We start from the raw sequence: 10,743 nt of genomic DNA, 5'->3' as shown, positions 1-10,743 counted from the left end.
GCATTCCACAACACCAAACGTTCGCACCATCACGGGCGTCACGAGAAGCACCCTCCTCGGTTGCGCCTCCGCGTGCCGCTAACTTAACGGCATTGCACCACATCTGGCACTGGGCCGATGGTGGCCCCACCGACATGAACAACCTCGTCCTCCTGTGCGGATTTCATCACCGCCTCGTCCACCACTCCGATTGGGAAGTCTTCATCGGCACCGATCAGCACCCCTGGTTCGTACCCCCGGCATCCGTCGACCCGTACCGAGAACCCCGACAATCCCACGCACGAGCCGGCCCCCACATCGCATGAGCCCGCGCAAACACGCACCAGCCCCACACAAACACACCAGCCCCGCACCGAGAACACGGTGCGGGGCCGGAAAGGTTGCGTTACAACGATTTCAGAGAGCGGAAGTCCCGTCCCTACTTCTTCGGCTTGTCCGACGAGGACTCCGAGGACAGTGCCGCCACGAAGGCTTCCTGCGGAACTTCGACCCGTCCGATGGTCTTCATTCGCTTCTTGCCTTCCTTCTGCTTCTCGAGCAGCTTGCGCTTACGGCTGATGTCGCCGCCGTAGCACTTGGCAAGCACGTCCTTACGGATGGCGCGGATGTTCTCGCGGGCGATGATGCGAGATCCGATAGCAGCCTGAATCGGCACCTCGAACTGCTGCCGCGGAATCAGTTCCTTCAGCTTGGTCGTCATCTTGTTGCCGTAGGCCGCAGCGGCGTCCTTGTGGACGATCGCGCTGAAGGCGTCGACGGCCTCGCCCTGCAGCAGGATGTCGACTTTCACGAGCGCTCCGCTCTGCTCGCCGATCTCCTCGTAGTCGAGGCTGGCGTATCCACGAGTACGTGACTTCAGGATGTCGAAGAAGTCGAAGATGATCTCGGCCATCGGAATCGTGTAGCGCAGTTCGACACGAGTCTCCGACAGGTAGTCCATACCGCCGAGCTCGCCTCGTCGCCCCTGACACAGCTCCATGATCGAGCCGATGAACTCGCTCGGCGAAATGATGGTGCACTTGACCATGGGCTCGAACACTTCCCGCGCCTTGCCCTCGGGCCAGTACGACGGGTTGGTGACGATGTGCTCGGCACCGTCTTCCATCGAGACGCGGTAAACGACGTTCGGCGAGGTCGAGATCAAGTCGAGGTTGAATTCACGCTCGAGCCGCTCGCGGGTGATCTCCATGTGCAGCAACCCCAGGAAGCCGCAGCGGAAGCCGAATCCGAGAGCCACGGAGGTCTCCGGCTCGTAGGTCAGGGCCGCGTCGTTGAGCTGAAGCTTTTCGAGGGCGTCGCGCAGATCCGGGTAGTCGGAGCCGTCGAGTGGGTAAAGGCCCGAGTAGACCATCGGCCGTGGCTCGCGGTAACCGGTCAGCGGCTCGGTAGCACCCTTGCGGAACGTGGTGACGGTATCGCCGACCTTGGACTGACGGACGTCCTTGACGCCGGTGATCAGGTACCCCACCTCGCCGACGCCCAGGCCCTTCGTGGCCTTCGGGTCCGGCGACACGATGCCGACTTCGAGCAACTCGTGCGTCGAGCCGGTCGACATCATCGTGACCTTCTCACGAGGGTTGAGTGCGCCGTCGACCACTCGGACGTAGGTGACGACGCCTCGGTAGGTGTCGTAGACCGAGTCGAAGATCATCGCGCGGGCAGGCCCGTCCGGGTTGCCGACCGGAGCCGGCACCAGCTTGACGACCTCGTTGAGCAGTTCTTCGACGCCTACTCCGGTCTTGCCGGACACCCGCAGCACGTCGTCGGCCTCGCATCCGATGATGTGCGCGATCTCGGCGGCGTAGCGATCCGGGTCGGCAGCAGGCAGGTCGATCTTGTTGAGCACAGGGATGATGGTGAGCTCTTTGTCGAGAGCTAGGTAGAGGTTCGCCAGTGTCTGCGCCTCGATGCCCTGAGCAGCGTCGACGAGCAAGACAGCACCTTCGCACGCTTCGAGCGCGCGGGACACCTCGTACGTGAAGTCGACGTGGCCGGGGGTGTCGATGAGGTGCAGAACGAATTCTTCGCCGTCGACGACCCAGGGCAGACGCACGTTCTGCGCCTTGATGGTGATGCCGCGTTCGCGCTCGATGTCCATCCGGTCCAGATACTGCGCACGCATCGACCGGTCGTCGACGACGCCGGTGAGCTGCAACATCCGGTCTGCCAGCGTCGACTTTCCGTGGTCGATGTGGGCGATGATGCAGAAGTTCCTGATCCTGGACGGATCGGTGAACGTCGTGTCGGCGAAGCTGGGCACTCGTATCCTTCGGCTGGCGTGTTCGAAATGAGCGAACGGGTTTCCCTATCGTCCCACGAGCGGAACGGTGCGCCGTCCCCGGCTGTCCGTCGTGGCTGGTCGCCCGGTGAGTCAGGGCGGTTTGTAGCGCTGCCGCCGTGGCTACACTCGCCGCATGGCTGGCAACTGGAGCAGATTCGGCAAGGAACTGGGCAAGATCGCACTGCGCGAGGGCCCGAGGCTACTGCGTCAACTACAGAACTCCGGTGCGCTGCAGAAAGGCAAGGACGCGATCTCCGGAAGCGCGTCGCGCACACCGGCTCCGGCACCTCGCCCCGGCCGTCCGGTGGCATCGCAGACCAGGCCGACCGCCCAACGGGCGCGGACCATCGAGTACTCCCCCGATCTGGACGGCAAGGCCGATCCGGGTGAGATCGTCTGGACCTGGGTTACCTACGAGGAAGACGCCACTCAGGGCAAGGACCGCCCGGTGCTGGTCATCGGGCGTGAGGGCAACGATCTGCTCGGCCTGATGCTGTCGAGCCAGAGCAGCCGCGACGGCGACCGCGACTGGCAGTCGATCGGATCCGGTGCGTGGGACGCCGAGGGGCGACCGAGCTGGATTCGTCTGGACCGAGTTCTCGACGTGCCCGAGGACGGTATTCGTCGCGAAGGCGCAATCCTCGGTAGAGCTCAGTTCGAGTCCGTGGCAGATCGGTTGCGTCGGGACTACGGCTGGAACTGACCTCGTGCGCGTTTTGCGTATCCCTGGGTACGCAAAACGCGCACGACGCTAGGCCAGTCGCGTGATCTCCACGACCACGTCGAGAGCCGTCGAACCGCCGCCGGAGAAGATGCCCTTGAGCGGCGGGACGTCGGCGTAATCACGGCCGAGTCCTACCGACACGTGCTGCTCGTTGACGGCGATGGCGTTGGTCGGGTCGTAGCCCCACCACGCACCGGTCCAGGCCTCGATCCAGGCGTGAGACTGGCCCTCGACCGTCGCACCGATCGCGGCCTGCTTCTTCGGATGCAGGTAGCCCGAGACGTACCGACTGGGGATGCCGACGCTGCGCAGCATCAGCAGCGTCAGGTGGGCGTAGTCCTGACACACACCCTTCTTCTCCGACCAGGCCTCCACCGCCGAGGTGTGCACACCGGTGGTACCGGGAACGTACGACATCTCCTGGTTGACCCAGTTGGAGATCTCGACGACCGATTCCTGCGGCGGCAGACCCTTCGACAGCTTTTTCGCGACCGACGCGAGTTGCCTGTTCTTCGGCACGTACTCGGTGTTGTCGAGCACCTCGTTGAAGCGGTCGGTGATCGGGTCGCTGGCCAGCTCCTCCCATGAGGCGTTCTCGTCGGGGTAGACGAAGGGGTCGGTCTCGACCACCGACGAACCGGTCACCTCGAGCTCGGTGTGCGGCGCGTGCAGGTCGAATGCCGTCACCGCCGTTCCCCAGTAGTCGGTGTACCGGTAGGAGCGGGTCACCGGGTTGGTCTCGACTCGGTTCAGAATGACGTTCTGCCGGTTGTCACTTCGCGGCGTCAGTCGAGCCTCGTTGTACGACGACGTCACCGGTGCGTCGTACTGATAGCCCGTGGTGTGCACGACACGCATACGCCAGCTCACAGTTCACCTTCCAATTGATCTTCGTATGTGCCGGACCCGGCATCGGTCCACGCCACCCACGGCGCGGCATGGAAGTACTGCTTCGAGATCGCCTCGCCGAGTTCGCGGCAGGTTTCCTGCAATGCCAGCAGCCGATCCTGCAGGTCCTCGAGAATTGCACCGGGACGCAGGAATTCGAGCTCACTTCGAGCGCGACCGAGTAGGCGCTGCGCCTCGGCGCGGGCACCGACGCGACTGTTCGGCTGATGATCGAGCTGGTCGAGAGACCGTTCCGCCTCGGTCAGTGCGTAGAACACCGAACGCGGAAAGAGTCTGTCCAACAACATGAATTCCAGTACTCGCTGGGCATCGAGCGCGCCGCGGTAGGTGCGCAGGTAGGTGTCGTGGGCACCGGCCGAGCGAAGCACAGTGACCCAAGCCGGCGACGACGGCCGGTCACCGGCTCGCGAGAGCAACAACCGAACGATCATGTCGATGCGCTCGACCGAGCGACCGAGCAGGAGAAAGCGGTAGCCGTCGTCGTGGCTGAGGGTGGAGTCCGCGAGACCGGCGAACATCGCGGCGCGCTCCTCGATGTAGCTGAAGAACTCGGCCGGGCCGGTGCGCTTGGACGCCCTGATGCGCTCGTTCAATCCGTTGTACGTGGTGTTCAAGCACTCCCACATCTCACTGGACGTGACTTCACGCGCACCTCGGGCGTTCTCGCGCGCACTCGACAGTGAGTCCACGATCGAACCCAATCCGTCGCGGCTGAAGGCGACGACCTCGGTAAGCGACCACACGTCGAGCGAGACGTCCGGCTCGTGCTGGAAACCGAGCACTCGCAACAACACTCGCGAAGTGTGGTCGGGATCGACTGTGGCGTCTTCGAGAAGTTGGTGGACGGTGACATCGAGAATGCGGGCCGTGTCGTCCGCTCTCTCCACATACCGCCCGATCCAGTAGAGCGACTCTGCGTTGCGCGCGAGCATTTACTGTCCACCGCCGTTCGAGTCCGAGTTCGTTGCCTGCTGCTGTTGCTGCTGCTGCTGCTGATTCATTTGTTGGTCCATCGTCAGCTCCGGGCCTTGTTCGGCCATCGGTGACTCCGGCGGAACGCTGACGATCTCGTCACCGGCGAGCTCCTGCTCCTCCTGCGACGTACGGGTGGCGAGCACCCACGTGTCCTTGCTACCGCCGCCCTGGCTGGAGTTGACCACCAAGGACCCCTCCGGCAACGCCACCCGGGTCAGACCGCCGGGCAACACCCAGACGTCGTCGCCGTCGTTGACCGCGAACGGCCGCAGGTCGACGTGACGGGGTACCAAGCGATCGCCGATCTTCGTCGGCACCGTCGAGAGCTGTACGACGGGCTGGGCGATCCAGCCGCGCGGATCCGCGCGGACCTTCTTGCTGATGGTGGCGAGTTCCTTCGGCGAGGCGTCGGGTCCGAAGACGATGCCGTAGCCGCCAGAGCCTTCCACCGGCTTGATGACCAGTTCGTCGATGCGGTCGAGGACTTCCTCGCACTCGTCGTCGAGCCAGCACCGGAACGTGTCGACGTTGGCCAACAGCGGCTTCTCGCCCATGTAGTAGTCGATGATCGTCGGTACGTACGTGTAGACGAGCTTGTCGTCGCCGACGCCGTTTCCGACGGCACTCGAGATGACGACGTTGCCTGCGCGGGCGGCGTTGACCAGACCTGCCACTCCCAGCACCGAGTCGGGACGGAACTGCATGGGGTCGAGATAGTCGTCGTCGATTCGTCGGTAGATGACGTCCACCTGACGCTCACCCTCGGTGGTGCGCATGTAGACGATGTTGTCTCGGCAGAACAGGTCTCGACCTTCGACGAGCTCGACGCCCATCAGCCGAGCGAGCAGCGAGTGCTCGAAGTACGCCGAGTTCGCCACGCCCGGAGTGAGAACCACCACGGTCGGGTCGGCCTCGTTGAGGGCGGCCGATGCGCGCAGTGCCCGCAGCAGGTGCGAGGCGTAGTCGCCGACGGCACGCACGCGGTGACTGGCGAACAGGTCCGGGAACACCCGGGCCATGGTCCGGCGGTTCTCCATGACGTAGGAGACGCCCGAGGGTGAACGCAGGTTGTCTTCGAGGACACGGAACGTGCCCTGCGCGTCGCGCACGAGGTCGATTCCGGCAACGTGGATACGTACGCCGTTGGGCGGGGTGATGCCGACGGCCTCACGGTGGAAGTGCTCGCACGACGTGATCAGCCGTTTCGGGACGACGCCGTCCCGCAGGATTTCCTGGTCTCCGTAGATGTCGGCGAGAAACATCTCGAGAGCCTTGACGCGCTGCTTGATGCCGCGTTCCAGACGCGACCACTCCCCTGCTGCGATGACTCGGGGCACCTGGTCGAGCGGGAACGGGCGTTCTTGGCCGGACAGTGAGAACGTGATGCCCTGGTCGACGAACGCGCGTCCGAGCGCATCCGATCTGGCGTCCAGGTCCACGGCGTTCGCCGGGGCGAGCGCCGTGTGGATTCCTTTGTACGGCGTTCGAGTACGACCGTCCGAGTCGAACATCTCGTCGAAGGCGAGGCTGTACTTTCCGACGTCGGAGTACCCCCCGAACACCCCGTCTGCATCGGGTTCGACACGATCCGCTGACTTCGTTCTGGTCGCTTTGGCCTTGGAGGCGGCATGCGTTGCCGATCGCGGACTCATCCTGGCAATGTTGCTACAGAGACAGGAGTTAGGCGCGGTAGAAGCGTTAAATTCTTGAAACGGCTGTGGAGGGCGACGCCGGATTGGGTTCTGCCGTCCTGTGCTGGTATTCTCGATCTTCGGCGCAGGGCTCAACGCTCAGCAGCAGACTTCGGGCATTCCAGCATGGATCGCCCTGACCGGAATACCGACGAAGACGACAAGGATTTTACGCGTGGCCAATATCAAGTCCCAGAAGAAGCGGATTCTCACCAACGAGCGTGCACGCCTGCGCAACCAGTCGGTGAAGTCCTCCCTTCGCACCGTCATCCGCTCGTTCCGCGAGGCACAGGCTGCGGGCGACAAGGACAAGGCTTCCGAGATTCTCCTCGATGCCGGCCGCAAGCTCGACAAGGCTGCCAGCAAGGGCGTCATCCACAAGAACCAGGCCGCCAACAAGAAGTCGGCACTGGCTCTCGCAGTCAACAAGCTCTGATCTCGTACTGAGCTCGACCGAGCCCGCTGCATCCGACGAGGACGCAGCGGGCTTTGTCGTGCGCCGGGCACCCCGCTAGCGGTCACCCAACGAGGCGACCTCGGCGACAGCTCGCTCCACCGCGTAGTCCGCGTCCGCTGCTTGGCCTTTGACGTCGGCGTTCAGTTGCGCCACTACGCGTAGGGCCTGCGCTATCGAGCGGCCGTTCCAGCCGCGCGCTTGGCCCTGCGCCTTCTTGATCTTCCAGGGCGGCATTCCCAGTTCGCCTGCCATCCGGAACGGGTCACCGCGACCGGCCGAGCCGACGAGCGCGATGGTGCGCACGGCATCGGCTAGCGCATCCGCGAGGAGAACGTGGGCCACTCCACGGTGCATGGCCCACCGCAAGGCTTCGAGAGCGCCGGCTCGATCACCGATGACGGCCTTGTCCGCGACGTCGAATCCCGATACCTCCGCCTTGCCCGAGTAGTACCGACGCACGGCGGCCAGATCGACTTTGCCTCCGGTATCGGAGACCAACTGTGAACACGCCGAGGCCAATTCGCGGAGTTCGTTACCGACGGACTCGACGACAGCCTCGATCACCTCGCCGCTGACGCGGACGTCCGCCGCGCGAAACTCGCCTCGGACAAAATCGATCCGCTCGGCCGGTTTGGTGAGCTTGACGCATTCGTGGACCTGAGCCCCGCATTTCTGGAGGGCACCGACCATCGCTTTGGCGCGGCCGCCGCCGGAATGCATGACCACCACGACGGCACCCTCGGGTGGATCGGTAGCCGCGTCGAGCACCAGAGCGACTGCATCCTTACCGGCCTCGGCCGCCGCCTCGAGTACGACGACACGGTCCTCGGCGAACAGCGACGGACTCAGCAGTTCGGCGAGCTCGGGAGCACTTGCGTCACCGGTCCGCAGCCGGGTCACCGGGAGGTCCTCCCCCGGGATCGCCGCATTCGCACGCACCTGCGTCACGATCGCGGCCACCGCACGATCCATCAGTAGTTCCTCGTCGCCGAGTACCAGATGCAGAGGAGCCACACTCGAAGTCACGACCATGATCGTGCCATGCGCCGCCGACACCACGGACATCCGCTTCGGACCGTCACTCACCACACGACGTGGGCCGTCCACAGCGCCAGAAGTGCAATCGCGAACGTGGCCGACACCCAGCGGAACAACACCCATCGCAGCGCGCCCAGGACCACGACAGTGCCGACGGTCGCCGCCGCGATTCCTCGGACACCCTCCGGAACGACGACCGATGCTGCCGGCACCGACGCCGCCCGCTCGGCCACCGTGATCAACCACCACAACGGTGCCGACGCCAGTTGCACCGTCATGTCGGCGAGCGAGGTACTGACCACAGCCAACACCGCCGTCACGATGCCCACCACGGTGATGGGGGCGACGACCGGCGAGACCAATACGTTCGCAACCACACCCACCACGCTGAAGGTTCCCGCCATTGCCGCGACGACGGGCGCCGTCACCACGTGGGCCGCCGCGGCGACCGCCACCACCTCCGCAGCTGCCCGGGGCCATCCTCGGGCCCGCAGCCAGTCCACCCAGATCGGTGCCACCAGCACCAGCCCCGCGGTGGCGAACACCGACAGGACGAATCCGACGTCCACGGCGAGCCGCGGCCACCACCCGAGTAGTGCCAACACCGCGCCGCACAAGGCCGGGACCGCTTGCTTCCGTCTGCCGGTCACCAGGGCCAGCAAACCGATCGACCCCATCACCGCGGCGCGCAACACGCTCGGGGACGGTCTGGCCACGACGACGAAGGCGATCAGAACGACGAAGGCAATCGTGACGGTGGCGCGAGGCCCGATCCCTATGCCGCGCAACACCAACAGCACGGCACCGATCAGGATCGAGAAGTTCGCACCCGACACCGCCGTCAGATGCGTCAAGCCCGCGGCTCGGAAGTTCTCGACTACCTGCTCGTCCAATCGTGAGACATCGCCCACGACGAGGCCCGGCAGTAGACCTGCCCGGTCCGACGGGAGCGAATTCTGCGCCACGTCTGCCAGATTCGAGCGAAACGAGCCCGCCGCCGACGAGACCGGTCCGGGCTCACCCACTGCCACCGGCGGACCGGTCGTTCGGATGACGGCCACGGTCATATCGGACCTGGTGGGTACCCCGAGCCGGCCCCGGACCGTGATCTGCTGGCCCGGAAGCAGTGCCGACCATGTCGACTCCGGTGCCACGATCGATACCCGGCCGCCGACGTAGAGCGCCTCGCCACCGACATCGACGCGGGTCATCTCCGCCTGCAACATCACCATCGGCGGCCCGGGCGCGGGTAGGCGTCGCGGATCTTCTTCGAGATCGACCACTGCCGTGATCCATGCCCGATTCTGCGCGGCCGCAGCCACTGGATGCTCCGCCACCGAGCGCATCTGGAGCCAGATCGCACCGCCGAAACACAACGCCACGACGATCACCGCGGCCGCCCCGGACCACACGTGTCTCGCAGTGTCCGCTCGACCCGTCGAGATCCTGTGCAGCACAACGGCTCCCAGCACCACGATCGCGCACGTCACCACCGTGGCCGTCACCGCCGCGCTCGGACCGGCGAGAATACCGGTCGCAGTGATAGACCAGGATGCCGCCGCCGCAGGAATCAGGCGGATGTCGAAAGGAACTGGTTCCTCCGAGTCCGTCGACGACGGCACCCCGGTCACGAGACTCGGACCAGGTCGCGAATCTTGGTGAGCCGGCCCGGGCCGATACCGTCGACCTCGGCGAGCTGATCGACCGATACGAAGCGGCCGTTCGTGTCTCGCCAGCTCACGATCGACGTTGCCGTCACCGGTCCCACACCGGGCAGCGCATCCAATTCTGCGACCGTGGCCGTATTGAGGTCCACTGCTCCGCCGGCGGCCGGGCCCGCCTGGTCCGTCGTCGAACCGGCAACTCCGCCCGGCCCTGCGCCCTGACCCGACGTGGTGCCGCTGACCGGAGGGGCCGCCGGAGCCGGCACGAGCCCCACGACGATCTGATCGCCGTCCGACACCCGAGCTGCCATGTTCAGCGCCAACAGATCGGCACCCTCCACGGCCCCTCCCGCTGCGGCCAAGGCGTCGGCGATGCGCGAGCCCGGTTGCAGCCGAACGAGACCGGGATGCGCGACGAGTCCGACGACACTGACGACAAGTTCTGTTTCCGCGACCGGTGCCGTCACAGCCGTCTTGTCCGGCGACCGGCCCGACGACCCGGATTCGGACATCGTTGAGTCCGGCGCGCGGGTATCGGCGGCGTCGGTGGAGACCACCGCCAGTGGCGGTGCGGGCGCAGGCGTCGGCGCATCTCGAAACACCGCGAAGCCGGCGACGAGGACCACGAACACACCCGCCGCCGCCAACGCCTTCACACCGGGTCGGCCGGGATCCACCCGCGCGAATCGCCACCGCTGCGGTAGCAACGACGACCATGGTGATTCGGGACGCTGCGCGGCAGGAAGCAGCCACTCCGGATCGGGACGCACGACGCCGTCCTGTGGTTGCCCGATCGGCGGCTCGCCCTGGGGGTCATCGAATTCGTCGACTCGGCGCGGCTCGGCGCGCGCGGAATCATTCTGCCTCCGCACGGAATTCAATCGTGCCACCGTGTGTGCCCGATCGTCGTCGCCGCCCATGTCTCAGGACGCTAGCGCCTTCCGGACGAACCCGACCGGGGCGAACGGTGGTCGCGAACTGCCCTGTGCACAACCGAGAGTCTG

10 protein-coding genes are annotated in these 10,743 nt (G+C 65.4%); 3 read left to right on the top strand and 7 right to left on the bottom strand.

Annotated elements, in window-relative coordinates:
- Positions 1 to 305, top strand: a 305-nt coding sequence (locus AB0O58_RS16735; protein WP_366238508.1) for an HNH endonuclease signature motif containing protein, incomplete at its 5' end; no start/stop codon positions are given.
- A 113-nt stretch (positions 306 to 418) separates the two neighbouring features.
- Here the strand turns inward: AB0O58_RS16735 and lepA are convergent.
- Entirely contained in the window at positions 419 to 2,260 is a 1,842-nt protein-coding gene (gene lepA / locus AB0O58_RS16730) for a translation elongation factor 4 (protein ID WP_283541631.1), read from the bottom strand.
- 154 nt (positions 2,261 to 2,414) lie between these two features.
- Here lepA and AB0O58_RS16725 point away from each other — a divergent pair, with 154 nt between their 5' ends.
- Positions 2,415 to 2,984, top strand: a complete 570-nt coding sequence (locus AB0O58_RS16725) for a type II toxin-antitoxin system PemK/MazF family toxin (RefSeq protein ID WP_027497518.1) — start codon at positions 2,415 to 2,417, stop codon at positions 2,982 to 2,984.
- A gap of 48 nt (positions 2,985 to 3,032) precedes the next feature.
- Here the strand turns inward: AB0O58_RS16725 and AB0O58_RS16720 are convergent, their stop codons facing one another.
- Genes AB0O58_RS16720 through AB0O58_RS16710 form a run of 3 tightly spaced genes read right to left on the bottom strand, consistent with a single transcriptional unit; the run spans position 3,033 to position 6,400 of the window.
- On the bottom strand, positions 3,033 to 3,875 hold the full coding sequence (locus AB0O58_RS16720) for a transglutaminase family protein (protein WP_196248540.1): 843 nt from the start codon (positions 3,873 to 3,875) through the stop codon (positions 3,033 to 3,035).
- Positions 3,872 to 4,846 carry an alpha-E domain-containing protein gene (locus AB0O58_RS16715; protein ID WP_032368183.1) on the bottom strand — a complete coding sequence of 325 codons (975 nt, stop codon included), beginning with the start codon at positions 4,844 to 4,846 and terminating at the stop codon, positions 3,872 to 3,874. Before AB0O58_RS16715 ends, AB0O58_RS16720 begins: the two co-directional genes overlap by 4 nt.
- Positions 4,847 to 6,400: a circularly permuted type 2 ATP-grasp protein gene (locus AB0O58_RS16710; RefSeq protein WP_230073984.1), complete on the bottom strand. Its 1,554-nt coding sequence runs from the start codon at positions 6,398 to 6,400 to the stop codon at positions 4,847 to 4,849.
- A gap of 355 nt (positions 6,401 to 6,755) precedes the next feature.
- Here AB0O58_RS16710 and rpsT point away from each other — a divergent pair, with 355 nt between their 5' ends.
- Positions 6,756 to 7,016, top strand: a complete 261-nt coding sequence (gene rpsT / locus AB0O58_RS16705) for a 30S ribosomal protein S20 (protein WP_027497522.1) — start codon at positions 6,756 to 6,758, stop codon at positions 7,014 to 7,016.
- Between the two features lie 75 nt (positions 7,017 to 7,091).
- Here rpsT and holA read toward each other — a convergent pair whose 3' ends face one another.
- From holA to AB0O58_RS16690, 3 genes are read right to left on the bottom strand one after another with little or no spacing between them, the layout of a single operon-like run.
- The gene (gene holA / locus AB0O58_RS16700; RefSeq protein ID WP_179273972.1) at positions 7,092 to 8,069 is read right to left on the bottom strand and encodes a DNA polymerase III subunit delta; all 978 of its coding nucleotides are present in this window, start codon (positions 8,067 to 8,069) and stop codon (positions 7,092 to 7,094) included.
- A gap of 50 nt (positions 8,070 to 8,119) precedes the next feature.
- On the bottom strand, positions 8,120 to 9,706 hold the full coding sequence (locus AB0O58_RS16695) for a ComEC/Rec2 family competence protein (protein ID WP_366238507.1): 1,587 nt from the start codon (positions 9,704 to 9,706) through the stop codon (positions 8,120 to 8,122).
- Complete coding sequence (locus tag AB0O58_RS16690; protein WP_080736433.1) at positions 9,703 to 10,659, bottom strand: ComEA family DNA-binding protein; 957 nt, start codon at positions 10,657 to 10,659, stop codon at positions 9,703 to 9,705. The genes AB0O58_RS16695 and AB0O58_RS16690 overlap by 4 nt, the downstream gene beginning before the upstream one ends.
- Positions 10,660 to 10,743 lie beyond the last annotated feature (84 nt).

It is taken from the genome of Rhodococcus sp. NPDC080181, from assembly GCF_040702225.1.
Lineage (GTDB): Bacteria > Actinomycetota > Actinomycetes > Mycobacteriales > Mycobacteriaceae > Rhodococcoides > Rhodococcoides fascians.
This window is presented reverse-complemented; position numbering and strand designations above follow the sequence as displayed.

Coding starts and splice junctions, on each gene's coding strand:
- AB0O58_RS16725 (WP_027497518.1), top strand. CDS start 2,415: ATGGCTGGCAACTGGAGCAGATTCGGCAAGGAACTGGGCAAGATCGCA.
- AB0O58_RS16710 (WP_230073984.1), bottom strand. CDS start 6,400: ATGTTCGACTCGGACGGTCGTACTCGAACGCCGTACAAAGGAATCCAC.
- AB0O58_RS16715 (WP_032368183.1), bottom strand. CDS start 4,846: ATGCTCGCGCGCAACGCAGAGTCGCTCTACTGGATCGGGCGGTATGTG.
- holA (WP_179273972.1), bottom strand. CDS start 8,069: ATGGTCGTGACTTCGAGTGTGGCTCCTCTGCATCTGGTACTCGGCGAC.
- AB0O58_RS16690 (WP_080736433.1), bottom strand. CDS start 10,659: ATGGGCGGCGACGACGATCGGGCACACACGGTGGCACGATTGAATTCC.